Origin of the sequence: Pseudoalteromonas arctica (assembly GCF_012927645.1) — a bacterium.
Classification (GTDB): Bacteria; Pseudomonadota; Gammaproteobacteria; order Enterobacterales; family Alteromonadaceae; genus Pseudoalteromonas; species Pseudoalteromonas arctica_A.
Map to the genome: position 1 here is coordinate 74,598 of NZ_JABBMT010000007.1, position 20,868 is coordinate 95,465.

15 protein-coding genes are annotated in these 20,868 nt (G+C 39.9%); 2 read left to right on the top strand and 13 right to left on the bottom strand.

Annotation, left to right across the window (positions count from 1 at the left end; genetic code table 11):
- Nucleotide 1: 1 nt before the first annotated feature.
- Nucleotides 2–3,685 (bottom strand): autotransporter assembly complex protein TamB, encoded by a 3,684-nt coding sequence (gene tamB / locus HHO47_RS06625; protein WP_169019581.1) that lies wholly within the window; start codon nucleotides 3,683–3,685, stop codon nucleotides 2–4.
- Nucleotides 3,685–5,370, bottom strand: coding sequence for an autotransporter assembly complex protein TamA (locus HHO47_RS06630; protein ID WP_248290941.1), 1,686 nt, complete (start codon nucleotides 5,368–5,370; stop codon nucleotides 3,685–3,687). The genes tamB and HHO47_RS06630 overlap by 1 nt, the downstream gene beginning before the upstream one ends.
- 204 nt (nucleotides 5,371–5,574) lie before the next feature.
- Here HHO47_RS06630 and HHO47_RS06635 point away from each other — a divergent pair, with 204 nt between their 5' ends.
- Nucleotides 5,575–5,910 carry a ribonuclease E inhibitor RraB gene (locus HHO47_RS06635; RefSeq protein ID WP_169019582.1) on the top strand — a complete coding sequence of 112 codons (336 nt, stop codon included), beginning with the start codon at nucleotides 5,575–5,577 and terminating at the stop codon, nucleotides 5,908–5,910.
- Nucleotides 5,911–5,932: 22 nt separating this feature from the next.
- On the opposite strand, the gene HHO47_RS06640 is transcribed toward HHO47_RS06635, so the two are convergent.
- From HHO47_RS06640 to HHO47_RS06680, 9 genes are all read right to left on the bottom strand, one after another.
- Entirely contained in the window at nucleotides 5,933–7,690 is a 1,758-nt protein-coding gene (locus tag HHO47_RS06640) for a DEAD/DEAH box helicase (protein WP_169019583.1), read from the bottom strand.
- 83 nt (nucleotides 7,691–7,773) lie between these two features.
- Complete coding sequence (locus tag HHO47_RS06645; protein ID WP_169019584.1) at nucleotides 7,774–8,076, bottom strand: H-NS family nucleoid-associated regulatory protein; 303 nt, start codon at nucleotides 8,074–8,076, stop codon at nucleotides 7,774–7,776.
- 305 nt (nucleotides 8,077–8,381) lie between these two features.
- Nucleotides 8,382–8,936, bottom strand: coding sequence for a DUF1439 domain-containing protein (locus tag HHO47_RS06650; RefSeq protein WP_169019585.1), 555 nt, complete (start codon nucleotides 8,934–8,936; stop codon nucleotides 8,382–8,384).
- 93 nt (nucleotides 8,937–9,029) lie between these two features.
- The gene (locus tag HHO47_RS06655) at nucleotides 9,030–11,714 is read right to left on the bottom strand and encodes a DUF349 domain-containing protein (RefSeq protein ID WP_169019586.1); all 2,685 of its coding nucleotides are present in this window, start codon (nucleotides 11,712–11,714) and stop codon (nucleotides 9,030–9,032) included.
- Nucleotides 11,704–11,985 (bottom strand): YeaC family protein, encoded by a 282-nt coding sequence (locus HHO47_RS06660; protein ID WP_169019587.1) that lies wholly within the window; start codon nucleotides 11,983–11,985, stop codon nucleotides 11,704–11,706. The genes HHO47_RS06655 and HHO47_RS06660 overlap by 11 nt, the downstream gene beginning before the upstream one ends.
- Nucleotide 11,986: 1 nt before the next feature.
- Nucleotides 11,987–12,313 (bottom strand): hypothetical protein, encoded by a 327-nt coding sequence (locus HHO47_RS06665; RefSeq protein WP_169019588.1) that lies wholly within the window; start codon nucleotides 12,311–12,313, stop codon nucleotides 11,987–11,989.
- Nucleotides 12,314–12,497: 184 nt separating this feature from the next.
- Complete coding sequence (locus tag HHO47_RS06670) at nucleotides 12,498–14,000, bottom strand: alanine/glycine:cation symporter family protein (protein ID WP_169019589.1); 1,503 nt, start codon at nucleotides 13,998–14,000, stop codon at nucleotides 12,498–12,500.
- Nucleotides 14,001–14,381: 381 nt separating this feature from the next.
- Complete coding sequence (locus HHO47_RS06675) at nucleotides 14,382–15,512, bottom strand: M14 family metallopeptidase (protein ID WP_169019590.1); 1,131 nt, start codon at nucleotides 15,510–15,512, stop codon at nucleotides 14,382–14,384.
- Nucleotides 15,513–15,705: 193 nt separating this feature from the next.
- Nucleotides 15,706–17,148: a glyceraldehyde-3-phosphate dehydrogenase gene (locus HHO47_RS06680; protein WP_169019591.1), complete on the bottom strand. Its 1,443-nt coding sequence runs from the start codon at nucleotides 17,146–17,148 to the stop codon at nucleotides 15,706–15,708.
- Between the two features lie 176 nt (nucleotides 17,149–17,324).
- On the opposite strand from HHO47_RS06680, the gene HHO47_RS06685 reads away from it, so the two are divergent.
- Nucleotides 17,325–18,125 carry a DUF2989 domain-containing protein gene (locus HHO47_RS06685; protein ID WP_169019592.1) on the top strand — a complete coding sequence of 267 codons (801 nt, stop codon included), beginning with the start codon at nucleotides 17,325–17,327 and terminating at the stop codon, nucleotides 18,123–18,125.
- 58 nt (nucleotides 18,126–18,183) lie between these two features.
- On the opposite strand, the gene ihfA is transcribed toward HHO47_RS06685, so the two are convergent.
- Both ihfA and pheT read right to left on the bottom strand, forming a co-directional pair.
- A complete protein-coding gene (ihfA, locus tag HHO47_RS06690) occupies nucleotides 18,184–18,477 on the bottom strand; it encodes an integration host factor subunit alpha (protein WP_016707763.1) in 294 nt (97 codons plus the stop codon).
- 2 nt (nucleotides 18,478–18,479) lie between these two features.
- Nucleotides 18,480–20,867 (bottom strand): phenylalanine--tRNA ligase subunit beta, encoded by a 2,388-nt coding sequence (pheT, locus tag HHO47_RS06695; protein ID WP_169019593.1) that lies wholly within the window; start codon nucleotides 20,865–20,867, stop codon nucleotides 18,480–18,482.
- Between the last annotated feature and the right edge of the window lies 1 nt (nucleotide 20,868).

Consider the following 20,868-nt stretch of genomic DNA (forward strand, 5'->3'; position numbering starts at 1 on the left):
ATTAATCTAGATCGAATTTATAAAGAATATCAACATTTTGATACAGGCCACTGGTGATCTCAATGTATAACTGCGACAGTAACTGATAGCGAACTGCCACTTCACTGAGAGAGTCAAAAATCCCCACACTGTATTTCACTTGAATACCTGGCGCAACGTAACCTGAAATTTCAACTTTGGTCTCTTCGCCGCTACCTTTAGAGCTCAAACTCACATCAGATAAACCAAACGTTTCACCAACTTTAGAAACCATTCCTTCGCTGCGACTCACCCCTTGCGATAGTAACAGCTGAGTTAACATCGCATCTGTTGAGCTATCGCCTTCACCTAATGGTTGACCATTTAACAAGTAGGCGAGTGATTGTGCTTGATCCATTGCAGGCTCCGAAAACACTTTGAATACAGGCTGATCGATATTGCCAGTTAAAGTGATCCCGGCAATAACATCATTAGCAGTATAGGCTGGATTACGGATCGCTTTAATATTTAAGTACGGCTTATCAATTGGCCCACTAAAACCAATTTGTCCGGTGCGTATTATCAAATCTTGACCAAATGAACGATAAGTCCCTTGTCGTAAGTTCAATTCACCGGTGGTGATCATTGGCGTTTGTTGATCCATTTTAATCGCTAAATCACCTTCAATTTTTGACTCCAGACCAAAAGACTTTATACGTACATCGTTTTCAACAATTAGCTTTAAGTTTATATCGTAATCAAAAGGCACAGCTTGCGTTTGCTTAGTCTGCTTATCAATAATAATCTCATCATCACTGACTCGCACAGCGCCTTCTGGTAACTCTTCGATTTCTATTCGACCATACGGAAGCACTACTTGCCCTGCTAGTTTAAAAGCATTATCAACTAAACTTATTTTTAAGTCTGGGGAAATTTTAAAGATCACTCCTTGCTGCGCACGCACGTAAAACTGTTTACCAAGTACCGCTAAATTAATGCCAGGCTGAGATCCGTGCCAATCAATATCACCTGTCAGTGCTAAGTCACCGCCCTCAGCGTCTTTTAACTTACCTTCTAAGGTGGCTTTGGTTTTATCAAATGCGATACTAATATGTGAATCCACAATCGCGACGGGAAGTTGCTCGCCTTGTAAATTAACATCGGCCACCTCAAGCTCACCATTTAACAATGGTGCACTGAGCGTGCCAGCTAAGGCAACTTGCCCGCTAATACTGCCTTTTAATTGATCTAGAGTACCCATAAAAGGCTGTAAATCGGTTAATAAAATCTTATCAATTATAAGTTGACCACCAAGCAATTGCTGACCAGTTAAATCTTCAGTATTGAGATCAGCACTAATATTACCAATCACACTAGAGCTTAAACTAGCCTGCAATTGTGCATTTTGTTGATCCGCTGTGGCGTTAAGTGACAATGTTTCTATTGGTAGACGATAGCGTTGATCTTCATTTATTAGCGTAGCCGCCAAATCATGTGAGCTAATTGCTGCTGTTAATGTTTGTAATTGAGTGTTTTGCCAAGTCGCATTTAGTTGGCCGTTCAAGCCCCCTTCGGTAATAATATTCTCAGGTAATAAATGTTTTATTTCGGCTAGATCAAAATTATCCAGTTGCGCTTTAAACTGACCTTGTTGGTTAGTTTGGCTAAGCTGCTCAACGCAAAGCTTGCTATTGTCACTTTTCCAACAATGTTGCTGCACCAAAAAATCACCATTGTCGATATTAAATTCAATTGCAACCGCAGGTTGTGTGCTAACACGAATAACATTATCAGTAAGCAGTACATCACTGACACGGCCTTGCCATACTTGATTAATAAATTTACCAGCAACTTCAAATTGTGCTTCTCCATCAGCGCTATCTAAATTAAGTTGTAGTTGATGATCGGCTTTATCACCTGCAGCTGCAATGGTAAAACTGTTGATATGACGACCAGATACGCTCGCATCTGTGAGTTTTAAACTCACATTGGTTTGCCAATCAGCGGCATAATTAAAGTCTGTTTTGAGCGCTAAATGTTCAATCGCAATATCAGCAAAGCTTAACTGACTAATGCCAACATCTAAATTGACTATCGGCTCCAACCGTTGCCCAGTTATCGCAAGCTTACCTTTGCCAACACCGGTAAATTCGAGTTCATTTTGTTGCGCTTTATTTAACTGTAACAGCCCTTTAATATTCCACTGCTTAGTAATATCACCAGATAATGTAAGTTTATTTTCGCCACTGGCAAGCTCAAACTTATCAATACTTGCATACAATGAGTTATTTAAATCAAAGTCTGAGACAAAGCTAAATGGTAAATCGTTCAGCGCACCAGTTAGCTGAGTATTGCTCATTTTCAACTGCCATTGCTGTTGCTCAGCACTGAAAACACCATTAAATTGCCCTGAAAGATCACTCGTTAGCGCATCTGTTAGGTACTGGGCTTTCAAGTGACTTAGTTGCCCCGAAAATTCACTGTGAATACCTTTATCCCAACGCGCAGACGCTGTAATAGTGGCTTTACTCTCGTTAGCTAACAATGACAATTCATCAACCTGGAGCTGGGTTAAGCCACCTTTAAGAGAGGATTTTAGCTGTACCTTAGGGTATGCCGCCAACTGACTTTGTGCTATTAGCTGTAACTTATAATCATCAGCATTACCTTCGCCGGTTAACTGCACATCACTGATCTCTAAAGCGTTATTATCTACTTCAAGCTGCCACTGAGTAATATTTGCATTAACTGAAAAAGGAAAGTTTACCGATTTTAAATCTGCGTTTATTTTTGCACTTAACGGATATTGCCCTTGGGTGATTACATCAAGTTGCAAATCGTGTAAATCACCATCCACAGCTAAACTTAGCTGATGCTCTGGATTGTTAATAATTACTTTTGCCGTAACCGGCGTGTCATCAACTAAAGATGCTTTTAATTCGCTACTCAAGTGCCATTGCAAATAATCAGCACTGAATGAAGGTAATATCAGTTGGCTTTTTGCAATTGACAAAGCACCTTTAATATCTGTAATTTCATGACTTTGCTCACCTTGTACAATCGTTACTTTCGATATCAGTAATTGCTCAAGTGTTGCTGCTAGTGGCGAGCTAAAATGGATGTCAGGTAACGCCGCAAGTGCAATTAGTGGTTCGCTAGGAGGTGATTGAGTCTCTTTGAGCAACACATCAACTTGAGCAATTGAGAGTGAGTTTAACGTCACGAGAGATTGTTTTGCCGAGGCTGACAGCGCAAATTTTTTCACTGTGACATCAGCGCTGGAATGAGTAAGTTTAAATGATGCAATTGCGATACGTTTAATCGAAATTGCTATGGGTAGACTGATTTCATCAGTACTGCTCGTAACTGGGTGCTCTGGAACAATCGCTTCATCAGTTAAGTCTTGCGCTGTATCTGGCAATACCAGTGCCATGCTTTGCGCACTTATATTTTCGATGCAAATACCTTCACATCTCCACCAATATAGATCGAGCTTTAGGTTTTTAGCATTAAAATCTAAGTCACCTTTTTTAAACCGCACATCAAAAGGATCGTTATATAAGAAACGACCATTGCTAATATCTATATGTAGGCCATCAACAAGTTTGTTTGCGGTATAGGCAATTAACTGATTCCCAGGGGATGTAAATAATAAACAAAATACCAGCACGAATACCGAGGCAAGAAACACTGTGAGTGCGGTGATAATTTTTTTCATTCTTGACATTAAATTTCAGGCCCTATGGTAATACTTAATCGTGTACTGTTACTTTCTTTAGTGAGTCCCCACGCGTGATCAATTCTCACAGGACCTACAGGTGTTAAATAACGAATACCAAACCCAGCCCCCACTTCTACACGGTCAGTAAAGTCATTGGTTGCTGTACCGCTATCTACAAATAAGGCTGCTCGCCAACTTTCTGCAAACTGGTAATTATATTCAACTGTACCTGTGATTAAATATTTACCACCAATCAAACGACCGGCTTCATCTTCAGGTGATATTGATTGATATGCAAAACCACGTACGCTTTGATCACCACCTGCATAAAAACGCAGTGAAAATGGTACGTTATCAATATCATCAACTAACATTGCACCAATATTTGCTTTTAAAAAAATTAAATGTCGGTCAAAGTATGTTTGCAACCACGCATTTTGTATCTGCATTCTGACGATATTAGTAGTTGAAAACATGTCCTTTAAGCCAAACTCAGCAGATAATAACCATTGGTAGCCTGATGATGGTGTAGTACCGCCCTCGGTAACTTTTTTAGCGTAACTGAGCCCGGGCATTAACATTTTTGAGCTTTGCTCTGCATCGCCAATTCGGTATGTTTCTCGGTCGCGGCGTAAAAAAGCGGTACGAACCCAGTTATCATCAGTCAACCATTGGCGTTGTAGTTGCCCTGTAAGGATTTTACTGTATACGTCGTTAGTTAATTCATCTTCTAACTTGTAACCGACAGAAAAACGCCATAAGTCATCATTTGGATTATCAACAGGGACTGTGTAACCAAGTGAAATATCTTGCTGACGCTGTGATACATTTAAGTTACTTTCAAGGTAGTGACCATTTTCAGTGAGCCAAGGTTTGGACCATTTAAAACGCACTTTGGGACCCAGATCTGTACTGTAGCCACCGCCTATTTCATAACTATTGGCTGGTCTGTGTAGCACGTCAACTTTAATAGGCACTTGCTTATTTGCACGATTAGAAATATCAGCATAAACACGTACGCTGGAAAAATAAGGAGTAGTTGAAAGCGCTAAGTTATACTCAGATACCAAGGTTGCTTTATAAGCTTCACCTTGTTTAAATTTTGCAATAGATCGAATGTATTTTTCAGCTCGAGTTTCTTCACCTAAAACTAACTCACCAAATTGATAACGAACACCGGTGTCGATCGTTAAGATCACTTCAGCACTGTTATTTTTTAATGAAATTGCGAGTTGGTGTGCTAGCCATTTAACATCAAAATATCCTAACTCAAGCAATTGTCCTTCAATTTTTTTACGTGCCGCATCATAGTCACTGTGATTTAAAATATCACCTTGCTGCAAATTAATAGTGTTGATGCTATGTTGGAGTAGGGGGTCATCTTTACCATCACCTTGAACAGTGATACGTACGTCTGCAATGCGTGTTACGGGTCCACGCTCAATAGTAGCCACTAAGGTTTGTGTTTTATTATGATAATTTAACTTAATTGTCGGTTTATAATAACCAAGTGCTTTTAAACTACTCGCCACTTGTTTTTTTGCGTGACTTAACAAAGTACTGGTTGCATTGTCACCTTCTAATTGTTTTAAGTACAGCGCAACATTTTTTTCAAGATCGCCCTTAATACCATTAATTTCATAACTAGCTACCACTTGCGCAGTTGCAAAGACATGAAACGAAAACAACAAAAATAAACCAAGCGCAAAGCGAGTTAATATCCAACTAGACAAGTAATCTCCTTACTTAAAAACAATCTACCGATAAGAACTGAAATAGTACCATATAGAAGTCATTTCACGCAGTAACTCAAATGTGAAAATTAGTACGCTTATCGGCATTAATTTGGTTACAATAGCGCATACTAATTTGAAATAATTTTATTGAGTTTTTAAATGCACTTTCCTGATGATGACAATGGTCAACTTTTAGCCGAAATCGCTGCTGCGGGTATAGATTTGGCCCAAATGCACAAAATTGATTTTTATATTTTATTTGAGCAAAAAGTAGATGCCGAAAAGTTTGCCACCGCGATAGCCGAAGATGAACTCTCCCCTGCAACCGAATTAGTGCAATGCACAGACACGGGGATTTGGGAAGTGGTAACTCAAGTCGAGATGGTGCCAGATCACATGTTACTTGGCCAAACAGAGCAATATTTAGAAAGTATCGCCAATGGCTATAACGGTTATGGTGATGGCTGGGGATTAATGGATGGCGACGACGCCTAAAGTCTAAAATCAGCTATGCTTATTAACAGCTTAGCTGATTTGCCTTTCTGAAGTTACCTTGATAATCAAATAATTTATCGGCAACCTTCCAGCCATATTTTTTACTCTTTCTAGCAATCACAAAATCCGGTGCAACAAGCTGCATCTGTCCAGCAATAACTTGTCTAGCTGATCTATATTCTGTGGGTGTCTGACCATTAGCTGTACGCTGAGCAAATTGTTTATTAAACACATAACGAGCACCTGACTTTGAGAAATCATAAATTTCATCGCAACTAGCACCATCTTCATCATAATAAATAACTTTAATAATATGTTCGTTATTTGCAAGGCTCACAACACTTAAACCACTGCAACGTAATACCAACGCATCTTTTAAATTTAATGCAGCACGTAATTTATCATCAGGATCAGCCATCACCTCATGGCAAGACTGGCACTGACGCGCGGCAATATCATTTTGCGCACCACACGCTTCACATTCTTTAAAGCGAAAACGGTAATCACATTGCTCTTTTGAGCCATCATTACCTTCAAGTAAACCTTGGCAGCGACGGCCAAAATGCTCAACCACTTTACCTTGCGTATCGGTTTTTCCCCAAAATATATTGGCAAAACCACACCCTGGGCAAAGTACTTGTACTGGCACGTTATCACCATCACCTTTTTTACTTCCCACTTCGGGGTAAAATAAGTCAAAGCCATTACCTGCATAATCAATTACCAAACACTCGGTTTTCCCTTCGCTTAAACGCAGGCCTCGACCAACAATTTGTTGGTATAAACTAACCGACTCAGTAGGGCGTAAAATAGCTATAAAATCAACATGGGGCGCATCAAACCCAGTAGTGAGCACCGATACATTGACTAAATATTTTAACTGGCGCTGCTTAAACGCTATAATAATACGATCACGCTCAGCGTTAGGAGTATCCCCAGTGATCAAAGCCGTTTGTTGTTCTGGCAAATAACCATAGACTTCTTTTGCATGCAGTACGGTCGCAGCAAAAATCATGATCCCTTGGCGTTGCTCACTGTACTGAATAACTTGTTGCATAATGGCTTTGGTTGCTCGGCTATGCTTTTCTAGCAACTGGTTCATATCATCGGCTGTATAGCGTCCGAATGAATCACTTTGTAAAGAAGAAAAATCATAATGACTGATCGCCGCATCCACTTCCTTTGGCGCAGTCAAATAATGATGCTTGATCATATAACGCAATGGTAGTTCAAAAATACATTCTCGAAATGGACTCGCTCTATCGCCTCGTACAAAACCATGATAATGACGATAATAAACCCAGCCCATTCCCATACGATAAGGCGTAGCAGTAAGTCCAAGTACTTTTAACTGCGGATTATGTACTTTTAGCGCAACGATCACTTTTTGGTACTGGCTATCTCGCTCACCACTGACACGATGACATTCATCTATAATCACTAACGAATAATGTTCGTTAAGTTGTTCAAGGTTGCGGGACAACGATTGAATACTGGCAAACGTTACTTGCTGTACCAATGATTTTTGTTTTAAACCCGCAGCAAAAATACTCGCCTGAAGGCCAAAACTTTTATATTTTTCGGCATTTTGCTCAACAAGCTCTTTGACATGGGCAAGTACTAAAATTTTTTTTCTGGCAATGCGCGCTAACTCAGCGATCACCAAGCTTTTACCTGCGCCCGTAGGCAACACAATTAAAGCAGGATCGGAGGTTTTACGAAAATGGGCGACCGTGCGATCAACCGCTTCTTGTTGATAGGGTCGTAATACATACGTCATAGTGGCAACTTCGAAGGGGTCAAAAAATAATGGGGTAATAAATTATTTTGTAAATAAAGAGGGGGTATACACCCCCTACTGTATTAAGCTAAGTGTTCGGTAAGTTCAACACCTTGGAATGCTTTAGGACGTTTTCCGCGGCCAGTCCATTTAACAATTTTACCCTCAAACTCAATCTGGTATTTAGGCATTACTTTAGTACGCTTATCGTTTGCAACATCTTGCAGGTCATAAAGAGTAAGGCCCTTTGCTTTTAACAGATCAAGTACTTCTTGTTTTGCATGCTGCTGCTCGGTATATTTTGCAATCGCATCGCCTAGTAAGGTTTGTGCTTTTTCTAAGTCTGATAGGCTCGCTGATTTAATAAAAGCTTTCACTTCTTTCATTTTTTACTCACTAAGTTGTAAAGTTATAAATTAGAATATGATTCAGCTAAATTATAATCCTATTATTTAAAATAGGCCAAGCTGATCAAGCAATTTTTAAGTGTTTTATTTAAACTGAGATTAATTAATAAAATTTGTATAGTCATTTATTAAAATTCCATAGTCTATTATTTTTTATCTGCGCTAAAAAGTATACTTAACATATTCAATTAACATCTGTCTATTTGAGCTCTGGCTAGAGAAAAATAAATATAAATATGGCTCAACATATTAGTAAATATCTTAACCAAAGTTACTAAATTAGTTTAAATACTAGGTACTAATTTAATTGCGCCCTGCTCTACTTTCATATCTAAAGGCAGTTTGCTTAATAATGCAACTTTAGGGTCATTCATATTGAGCTTATAGACTGGATTTACTGCTAAAAATCCATTAATGACTTTCATTGCTTCATCATCAAGTACCGCTAGGTTTCCCTTAAAGCCGCCCGCGTCGATAGTTGATTCAAGCAATTTTACATTGCGTAAAAATACTGCCTTTTTCTCACTATCATAAAATGGTGCACCTTCTATTTGCAGCTTCAAACGCACGGGATATTTAAGTGCAAACGCATTTATAACCGCACTCGAATCTGCACCTAATACGATTACATCACGATTATCAGGGCCGACATTCACACTTAAATCATTCACATTAAACTGCACAGGTAAGCCCATCAAGCTGACTTTCTCACTCAATTTTGGTAATTGCTGGTTAAGTGCTGTTTCAATTTCGCTGCTAGTAAATGAGTAAATAGATACGCCGTTCGTGGTGTTACAAGCCGAGAGTAATAAACAGCTAATTAATAAAATATACTTCATTGTTTTTCCTTTACTGTAATATTATCGCCAAAAGCCAAATTTAAAAAAGCCGCACAATAACGGCTTTAGTTAATCTACAGCGCCCTAGATTATTTAAATGCTAAATACCGCTTTTAAACGTACTAGTGTGTCAGCATCAACTGAACCTTGACCCAGAGCCAATAACTGTTTTAAGTAATAATGTAGATCAGCCTGTTCACCGCGGTGCTTATCGTCAAGCATAGCAACCTGCTCAGCCATACGCGGTGCTCCCTCAGGACTTGCAACATTAGCTAGGATTTCCATTCTTAACATCAGTTGCATGATGGTTAGATGCGTATCAGCCCCTCCTTGCCATTGTGCAGGGATTGCTTGCTGATTTTCAAGCGCACTAAATAAAGCGCTAAAATCAGCCTGTGCTGCTTGCTCTGTCAACACGGCTAATTTACCATCAATGTTAGCTAATAGCTTTTGCATACGATTATTTAGTTCTTTACTTCCTTCAAGTGCAATTAGCTTAGTGCGTAAATCAACTAATTGTGCTTTTTGATTGACCGCTGGTAATGCGTCTTCAAGTTCTCTCAATTGTGCTGCGATAACTGCGTTGTCGGCGGCTTGTTGCTCTTTATGCTGAGCAAACTCTTCACTGCGTTTTGCAAATGTCATATCGTTGCATTGACGGAATTTTTGCCATAATGCATTTTCAGCTTTTACACCCGCAAAGCCTATTCCCTGCCACTGCTGTTGCAGCTCTTTGAGTTGCTGACAAGCATCTGCTAAGTCTTCACTTACTGATAATTGCTGTGCTTGTTCAACGAGTGCATTTTTTGCTGCCGCATTACTTTTATGAAACGCATTCAAGGCATTAAATACTTGCTGTTGTTGCGCTTTATATTGCGTTTGCAAGGCACGGTATACTTTTGGCTCTACATTACCTGCATTACGCCATACTTTATTGATACGATTGTATTGGCTTTCAAACTCTTTCCAATCAAACTCATCACTCGTCGTATCAGTATCAGCCAATGATTTCATCTGAGTGATAATCGCTTCGCGTTCAAGCTTCGTCGCTTCGCGTTGTTGTTCAAGTTGCGCAAAATGTTCCCGACATGGTGCAAATAATAGCTCTATCTTGTCATCAAATTCTTTACCTTGCGCCTGCTCTTGCTCGGTATCTAAACGCCCAAGCTCATTCCAACGACGGCGTAATGTTTTCACTTCGTTTGCGCGCGCCTTGGCATCTGTGCAAGGTTGATTGAGCAAGCTGGTAATTTCAGTTAATAGCTCTTCACGTTTAGGGGCAGACGCATACTTTTGCCAATCACGGGCATTATCTAATTGCTGTTCAAGATCTGCTTTGACCTTTTCAAGACTTTGCTGGCTAACTGGAGTTAATGTTTCATATAGCTCAATAAAGCCTTTAAACACCCCAAATGCAACATTAAAACGGCCTTGCTCAATAAGGCGCTGAACATCACGTCCTTTGCGAGTCGCTTGTTGATGATTCTTCGTTAATTTATCACTAATAGGTGCAACAGCTTTACTCCAGCATTGTTGTTGCTCATTTAATTGTGCTTTAAAAGGCCCTTGTAAATGCTTAGGTAACTGAGCTAGAGATACATTCGCCGCTTTATACGTCTGCTTAAATTGACGATTTGCTTCATCATAATTTGCTTGGTCAATATCATCGGTGTTGATATTGCTCAATTGTGTTAATGCAGTTTTAAAAACCCTGATCGCATCACTAAGCTCTGGTAATTTAGCTACTTGCTTAAACAAACTGGTTAATCTGCCTGTCACTTGGTTTTTTTGCCCGCCGTCTTGCAGTTCGCTTTGTGTTAGTGTTTCCTGTGCTTGTGCAACCTTAGCTTCCAACCAATCTTGTTGTATTTGCTCTGGTGTTTCTAAACCAACTTGTAGCGCATTTTCAATTTCATCACTTAACGCTTCTAAATTTGCCAACGCCAATAATTGTCGTTGCTGCTGAGCTAACCGTTGTTGTTGTTGCTCATGTACTGCTTGTAATTGACTAACTAACTCATTTAATTTTTCGGTTAATACGGTGTATTTATTTGCAACCGTCTCGCGTTGTTCTGAATTTAGCCAAGTTAGATCAAGTGCCTGCCACTGCTGGGTTAACTCACCATATTTTTGAATAACAAGCGCATAGTCTTGCTTTTCACGTAATGCATTAAGTTTTGCCAAAATAACTCGTGTATCATTTTGTACCTTTAATGGCATTTCAATTGCTAAACGCTCATTCTCTATATGTGTCTCAAGGGCTACTTTCGCATCATCATGTGCATGCTTAACTAAGCTTTTCACTAATTGATGGGTGATCACTTGCTCAACAAGATGTACTTGTAATTCGCTTGAACCTTCTTTGAACGCCTTTTCAACTAACTTAGGATTAGCCAAACGTTTTAATAGCTTTGCCCTTACTTGCAGTTCTTTTTCTGCAAATGCAAGTTTTTCAAGGGTTTTAACTGGTGCAAAACGTTCTATGTATTCGTTTTTAATTTGGCTAGATAAGTTACTTTCAGCATTCAGTACAGCATTTGATATATGCTGCTCTGCTAATTCTTTTAAACTTTGATCTTGTTTATACGCCTGCCACCACAGCATTATATTATTTACTTTATTGAGTGCTTTTTTACGGATCTCTGCTGAACTATCTTCCAGAGCTAACGCATTTAAAATCATCGCATCTCGCTCTACATCTAGCTTTTCAATTGCCTCTAAACGTACTTGTTGCTTTGGGTGCTTCCATTTCGGGGTAAAAAGGTGTTTAAAGATCATGTTCACTAAACCTTGCTATTTCGTTGTCTGTGGTAAATTCTTTTTGCAATTGTGCTTTGGTTTTTTGCACCATTTCACCATTAGAACCGATGGTGAATTGCTCATTTGTTTGCGCTACTTTTGCTTGGTAAAGCATGACTAATTGCACTGTCTGCTGCTTTTGCTCGTCACTAAGTACTGTGCCATCAGGCCACTTACCTGTTGCTGCACCATACTGGAGGCGTTCGAATAATTCTGGGGTAATTGTTTTTACGAGATTATCGATGTTCATGTCATTTTTTCTTTTTTAGAGTCACTAAAATAACGCGGTTTATTAAATACCAAATACAACCGATTGCAATGGCTGAGGAGCATGCGTACCACGATGGAGTTTCAGGTTCTGGATGTAAAAAATATAAACTAAAGAATCCACCTAAAAATATCAGTAGAGCAAGAAAAGAATGATTCATATACATTTGCTGTTTTTGAATGCGTTTTTCGCGCGCTAGCTGTTGACGTTGTTCTTCATCGAGCTGCGCTACATTATTCTCACAGTGAGGGCACTGTTGGTGTTTATCGGATATTGACTTATTACAACTAGGACAACGAACAATTGCCATATCTTTCTCCATACTTCGCATAAAAATCTACGCATAAAAAAGGCGCCTTGCGGCGCCCTTTATTGTACGTGTTTTATTTGTCGTTGTCTTTTTTCAATTGCAGCCAATAGCTAAGATCCGCAAAACAACAAGCATCTAATTATTACAACAAGAAAAACACCTCTGATTATGCCGCTCAATCCTATTACTGAGAGTCTTTTGATTGTTTTGCGAGACGCTTTTCCCAAAAGGTCGCGTTTTTGATCCCTAACTTAACAGGGTCAAATGTGATAGCTCCACCTTTTTTCTTCTGATCTTCGTAATCGCGCAAGCATAATAACGCCGGTCTAGCGACAAAGAATATTGCTAAAATGCCCAAGATATTGATCCAAGCCATTAAACCTACACCAATATCACCAATACTCCAGATATAGCCAGAACTGTTTACCATGCCATATGACACCATAAACATGATCACGAATTTTACCACCACAAGCGGAATACTGCCTTTAAAATAACGATTTAAATAAGCAATATTGGTTTCAGCAATATAGTAATAAGCAAGTATTGTAGTAAAAGCAAAGAAAAACAATGCAATACCAACAAACGCTTCGCCAAAACTACCAAACACGCTAAATAAAGCCATTTGCGTAAAAGCTGCTGAACCAACTTCAGTTGCAGCATCAACGTTTTGTACAATAAATTGCCCTGCAGGTAATTCACCCACTACATTGTATTGCTGTGTAATTAAAATCATTAATGCTGTAGCAGTACAAACAAAAATAGTATCAACATAAACAGAAAAAGCTTGCACTAAGCCTTGTTGGGCAGGATGTTCAACTTCGGCCGCAGCAGCTGCATGAGGGCCTGTACCTTGACCTGCTTCATTAGAATAAATACCGCGTTTTACACCCCAACCAATCGCAGCACCAAAACCGGCCTGTGCGGTAAACGCATCGGTTATGATTAAAGAGAAAATATCTGGTACTTTATCGATATTTAAAAATACCACGATTAAAGCTAATACTATGTAGCCTAACGCCATAAATGGCACCACAATTTGAGTAAAGTTAGCAATACGCTTAATACCACCGAAGATAATAAACGCTAAAACAATAAGAATAACTGCCAAAGCAACTAATTTAAAGCTACCAACTTCACCAAAGCTCGTTGAGACCATAGTGCCATCACCAAACACTTGGGTAAACGCGTGACCAACAGCATTGGCTTGCACGCCTGGTAGAAAAACACCACATGCAATAATTGCCGACACGGCAAATAAAATAGCCAGCCATTTTTGTTCTAAACAGCGATCAAAATAATATGCTGGGCCGCCGCGATATTGACCATCTTCTTCTGTTTTATAAATTTGCCCTAATGTTGATTCGGCGTACGCAGTACTTGCCCCTAAAAAAGCCACAATCCACATCCAAAAAATAGCACCAGGGCCACCAAAGCCTATAGCTGCAGCCACGCCGGCTATATTACCAACCCCTACTCGTCCAGATAGCGACACCGCTAAAGCTTGAAAAGATGAGATCCCTGTATCTAAGCTATTAGGGCTAAATAATAATTTGCACATTTCTTTAAAATGTCTAATTTGAGCAAATCGGGTTAATACAGAATAGAACAAGCCTGCGCCTAGGCATAAATAGATGAGTGCATTACTCCACACAACATCATTAACAGCGCTTACAAAAGCTTCCATGGATATCCTCTATAGTTATAGTTATTATTTTTTAGTTACGATACTCTGCTGTAGCTACTCAGTATGCGCGACATATGGCTATGGGAAATAAGGTAACAACATACTACCTTCCCTGCAACTTTTTGAATATTAACTTAAATCACCTAAGTTTGTTAACACTTAATTTTCAAAATAACTGATTATAAATCGACTTTACAAAACGCTATTAAATCTACCTCGTTTTGTGCAGATAACTTAAAGATACAGTTCGAACAGAGCTGGAAACGATTAAAGTAAAATATTAAGCAAATATCATTTGCTATGTTAGGCGTCGATAATGCCAATCATCGCGGTTAAAAAACTAAGGCACCGATATAAATGATGCTCTTAGAAACAAACCCGTTATCTTAATTTATCTACTACGTTAACAATCGCAGCTAACGTGTCTTGGCCAAATTGATACGAACGGCGATCTGACCAACCATAATCTGGATCGGGTAAGTCATTATTATCTTTAAATGGCATTTCAACTGTGTAAGTCAGTGCTTTAAACTCCTCAGCGGTTGCTGATGAGCCCACGGTTAAGTTAGCTTGACCAGGCTCATCTTTCGGGTAGCCGTGGACATCTTGAAACTCAGGCGTCACTATGTGCAATGCCGCTTTAAAACTATCCTCTAAGTCTTTTAAGCGCGCATCATAGCTTGGGATACCTTCACTACCGGCTACAAAGTTATATGGAATCGCTTCATCTCCGTGAATATCAAGATGCATATCAACCCCAGTCTCACGCATTTTATTTAGCACTAAATATACTTCAGGGCTATTTTCCATGCTAGGAGCTTGCCATTCACGATTTAAATTCACGCCTTTTGCGTTAGTACGTAAATGCCCGCGCGCACTGCCATCAGGGTTCATATTCGGTACGATATAAAATACCGCTTTTGATAACAATGCTGCGCCATGGGGGTCTTCATCGTCTAATAGCTTATGTAGTACACCTTCAACAAACCATTCGGCCATTGTTTCGCCTGGATGTTGACGGGCTGTGATCCAAATCGTTTTTTTGTTTTCATCACTTTCGCCACCAATGCGCAGTACGCTCATATCACGGCCATCAAGTGTTTCACCTAAGGTTTCTAGCTGACACGCTTCTTGGCTTTGTGCCCACGTGATCAGATCTAAATGGCGTTCGTAGCTGTATGGTGCAAAGTATGCAAAATAAACGCTACCGCATTCTGGTTCAATTTCAAATGATAACGTGCCATCAGCATAGTTTGAAGGTACACGAAACCAGGTTTGACGATCATACGATGCAACTGCCTGATAACCTTCCCAACCGTCAGGATAAGCTGAATTTTCAAGGTTATTGATATGTAATTTATGGTTTTGAAAAGGCGTTGTTTCTAAACGGAAATGGAACCATTGAAAAAAATCAGATAAATGATCTTTATTGATCTCAAGTTGGATATTAAGTGGATCGGTCGCGGCAATGACCTTGATATTACCACTGTCAAAATTACTGGTGATTTTCATTTTATTAAACCTATATATGAAAAATTAATCGCTAAGCAATCGCTGTAAGTTCGAAATTAAATAACGCCCCAATGTGATGAACGCATTGTTATTAAAATGTAGCCTACCACATGGCTTGGATTTTGAAAAAACATTCATAACTAAAAAGCCAGCGAATGCTGGCTTTTTGTAAATATTTTTAAGCTATTGCCTATTAACGCGGTAAGCTTGGGAATGAAACCTCAGCCATATCGCGCATACAACGCACAACTTGGCAGCTGTAACCAAACTCATTATCATACCAAACATAAAGTACAACACGGTTGTCATCAACGATAGTGGCGGTTGAATCAACCACCCCCGCATAACGACTGCCAACTAAGTCAGTAGACACAATCTCAGTAGACGCTGTGTAATCAATTTGGTCGCGTAACTCTGAATGCAGAGCCGCATGGCGTAAGAACGAGTTTAACTCTTCAACCGTGGTGCTGGTCGCAAGGTTTAAGTTCAAAATAGCCAGAGACACATTCGGTGTAGGTACACGGATTGCGTTACCCGTTAATTTACCTTCCAGCTCTGGTAATGCTTTTGATACCGCTTTAGCTGCACCAGTTTCAGTAATAACCATATTAAGTGCTGCAGCACGACCACGGCGATCGGCTTTATGATAGTTATCAATCAAGTTTTGATCATTGGTGTACGAGTGAACTGTTTCAACGTGACCATTGTTAATACCAAACTTATCATTAAGTGCTTTTAATGTTGGTGTGATTGCGTTGGTGGTACAGCTTGCTGCACAAACAATTTTATCTTCAGGTTTAATATCGTGATTATTAACACCGTATACGATGTTTTTGATATTGCCTTTCGCCGGTGCTGTTAATAATACTTTTGCAGCGCCTTTTGATTTTAAATGTAAGCCAAGGCCTGCTTCGTCTTTCCAGATCCCCGTGTTATCAACGATCAATGCATTGTCGATACCATACGATGTATAATCAATTTCATCCGGAGAGTTAGCATAGATAACTTGAATGTAACTGCCATTGGCTTTAATTGCATTACGTTCTTTATCGATGGTGATTGAGCCATTGAAAGGACCATGAATTGAATCACGACGTAATAGACTTGCACGCTTTTCAAGATCGCCGTCTTTACCACCTCGAACAACGATTGCACGCAAGCGTAAATCCGCATAAGGGCCTGATTTTTCAATTAGCAAACGCGCTAATAAACGACCGATACGACCAAAACCATATAACACCACATCGCGTGGTTCTTTGGCTTGTGAGTTTACAATTTCAGCTAACTCGTCGTTTAAATATTCTTCGATAGAACGACCATTTGCAGCATCATTAAATAAATAACCATAAGCCAGTTTACCGATATCGATACGTGCAGAGTTTAAATCCATTTTGCTAATAGCTTCTAAAAACGGAAAGCTTTCGCGTAAGCGCAATTTAGTGCCTTCAAACTGTGCCACGGTTTTATGAGATTTGATGATATCAATGGTACTGGCATTGACGAGCGGACGGCCATATACCGCAATTTCAATACCGCGATTACGATAAAGCTTACCAATGATAGGCTGCATGCTTTCTGCGTAATCTTGGCGTTCTTGCCAACTATTTGTGTATTCTAACTCGTGAGATGAGGTCATTTTATTTACCTAATTAAACAATTTTTGAACGGATAGCCATAAAGCGTATTGAATTTTGAGAGCAACACACCTCAATGGGCTTTGCTATTCTAATTTAAACTAACTTTATTCTCCACTGTTAGAGAGCAATTCATTACGCTAGAATAATAAGGTGATTATAAAGGTGAGATTAAGGGATGTTACTAAGAGCAAGTGTTTTACTGAGTTTATTGGCATTAACTGGGTGTGAAGAACCCTTGACACTTGCAAAGGTGTGTAAAGAAACCCCTGGTTTATGTAATGATTTAAATACGGATAGTCACTGTAAAGCACAGCGTGCTGACGTGATCATGGCGCGTTATCATGAATACAAACAACCGACAGACGATAACAAATATCTATTATTAAAGGGCTTTGAAAAATACGATAAATGCGTATCGCTGGCGGCAAAAATTGAGCATATCAAATTAAAAGACAAAACCACCTCCCGCGTTGAAGCGCATTTAACGAGTATGAAAGAAATGACACGGTTATTTCAAGATACCAAAAATACTAATCACCCAGGTTTGTTGTATTATCACTGGTCACGCAATAATGACCAATCGGCTCTAACTAAATTACTTGCGCTTGAAAACGACCCGAGTGCCACTGAGGACGCTGAAATCCAGTTCTTCTTAGCTAGCTACTATATTAAGTTTGATGAAGAGAAGACCATAGATTTACTGTATAAAACGTTAGAGCTAAACAAAGCTGAGCAAACTCCAAACCCTGAAATATTCACCACCTTGACCAGTTTGTTTTATAAGCAGCAAAAATATAAGCATGCTTATACATTTGCAAAAATTGCGCAGCTTTCTGGGATAACCAATGTTGAAATATTCCCAATTGAACAGCGGCTCACAGCAACAGGAAAAAACCTGAGCGGATTAGATACCCTCGCACAACAAACCTACGCCAGTATTCAAGCTGGGCAGTTTGTTTCACCTCGGGATTTTTAATCACGTATAAACTTAGTTTATAGAAAAGAAAAAGGCAGCTGACGCTGCCTTTTTAAATTTATTTGCTCGTACCAACTTCAACACGAGTTTTGAGCTTTTGACCCGGTCGAAAGGTGACGACGCGTCGTGCCGAAATAGGGATATCTTCCCCAGTTTTCGGGTTACGGCCAGGCCTTTCTTTTTTATCACGAAGATCAAAGTTACCAAATCCAGAGAGCTTAACCTGCTCGCCTTTTTCAAGCGCTGAGCGGATTTCTTCAAAAAACGCTTCAACTAAATCTTTGGCATCCTTTTTATTGATCCCCAATTTTTCAAATAGGTGTTCAGCTATGTCGGCTTTAGTAAGCGCCATATCTAGTCCCTCAACGATGCATTAAACTGTTCGGCCAGTGCGGCCACCACGTTATCAACTACTAGATTGATATCTTTCTCTTCGAGCGTTCTATCAACCGCTTGCAGTGTTAGAGCAATCGCCAAACTCTTATAATTTGGCTCAATACCTTTGCCCTTATACACATCGAATAAGTTTAGGTCAACCAATTGATTTCCGCCAACTTTTTCTATCACTGATAAAATATCGCCAGATTTCACCTGTTCTTCCACTAAAATAGCGATGTCGCGGCGGTTTGAAGGGAATTTCGAAACCCCAGCTGCCTCTGGTAAATTTCTTTTTTCAATAGCTGACATTTCAATTTCAAATACATAAGTCGCATTATTGATATCTAACGATTTTTGTACTTGGGGGTGAATAGCACCAAAGAAACCAACCTTTTTACCTTCAACATAAATCACCGCAGATTGACCTGGATGTAAGCCATCTGCTTGCTCTGCTTTGATTTCAAAACGCGTTATATCATTGGTTAATGAAAGTAATGCTTCAACATCACCTTTTAAGTCATAAAAATCAACGGTGCGCTTTTCTTCAACCCAATGTTCACCATGTGCCAGACCAGTAATCGCCCCACCAATAACTGCAACTTGGTTTACGCCATTTTCTGCGTTTTCATCACGTAGAAATTTAAGGCCATGCTCAAATAAACGAATACGTGGCTGCTGACGATTTTGGTTATACATGACTGATGCAAGCAAACCCGGCATAAGGCTCACACGCATTGCCGACATTTCAATCGAAATTGGATGTGGTAAAACCAGTGCGTTACTGTCTGGGTGCAAAATAGCCTGCGCTTTAGGATCAACAAAGCTGTAAGTGATCGCTTCTTGATAACCACGAGTCACGAGTGTATTGCGAAATTTGCTCACTGCAATATTGGCTTCATTATGGGTGGTCATTTTTAATTTAGCAGTCGGTGCTATGTTTGGAATACTGTTGTAACCATATACGCGAGCAACTTCTTCAATTAAGTCTTCTTCGATACGAATATCAAAACGGTAGCTTGGTACATCTGCACTCCACACACCATCAACAATTTTCACATCAAGCCCTAAACGGGTTAAAATGTCGGTTACTTTCGCATCTTCAATATGATGACCAATAACACGGTCTAAACGCGCACGACGAAGACGTACTTCAGTGACCTTAGGAAGCTTATCTTTTGCAACTGCTTCAACTACAGGACCTGCTTGACCGCCTACTATCTCAAGCAATAAGGCTGTTGCACGTTCCATTGCATCATGTTGCAGCGCAAAATCCACACCACGCTCATAACGATGTGATGCATCTGTGTGTAAACCATAACTACGAGCTTGTCCGGCAATTGCAACTGGGTTGAAAAACGCACTTTCTAATAAAATATCAGACGTTTTCTCAGTTACACCCGATTGCTCACCGCCAAAGATGCCGGCAATCGCCAATGCTTTATTGTGATCGGCAATAACCAGTGTTGATGCATTTAGCTTTGCTGTGTTGCCATCTAGTAATACCAGCTCTTCACCAGCATTAGCGCTACGTACTTTAATGCCGCCTTCAATGGCATTTAAATCAAATGCGTGCATTGGGTGGCCAAGTTCAAGTAATACGTAGTTAGTTACATCAACCACAGGATCAATTGAACGTACACCACTGCGGCGTAGTTTTTCTACCATCCAAAGTGGCGTTTCAGCGTCTAGGTTAATACCTTTGATCACACGACCTAAATAACGTGGGCAGGCTTCATCGTTGACCAGGTCAATTGATACTTTATCGTCAATCGTTGCTGCAACCGCTGGTATTTCTAGGGCTTTAACATCAATACTGTTAAGTACACCCACTTCACGAGCGATGCCTTTAATACCTAAACAGTCACCACGATTCGGGGTTAAATCAACATCAATGATGTTGTCATCCAAGCTCAAATATTCACGCAAGTCAGTGCCTACGGGGGCATCCAGTGGCAACTCCATGATGCCATCACCTTCTTCGCTAATACCCAGCTCAACAAACGCACACAACATACCATTTGATGGTTGACCACGCAGCTTGGCTTTTTTAATTTTGAAGTCGCCCGGTAATACAGCTCCAACCGTTGCCACAGCAACTTTAATACCTTGGCGACAATTTGGCGCACCACATACAATATCTAAAAGCTCGCCGCCACCGACATTGATTTTGGTTACACGCAGTTTATCTGCATCGGGGTGTTGCCCACATTCAACCACTTCACCAACAACAATGCCGTTAAATTCGGCGGCAGCGGGCTCTACGCCATCGACTTCAAGGCCGGCCATCGATAACTGTTCCGAAAGAGCCTGCGTGTCAATTGCAGGATTAACCCACTCTCTTAACCACTTTTCACTAAATTTCATG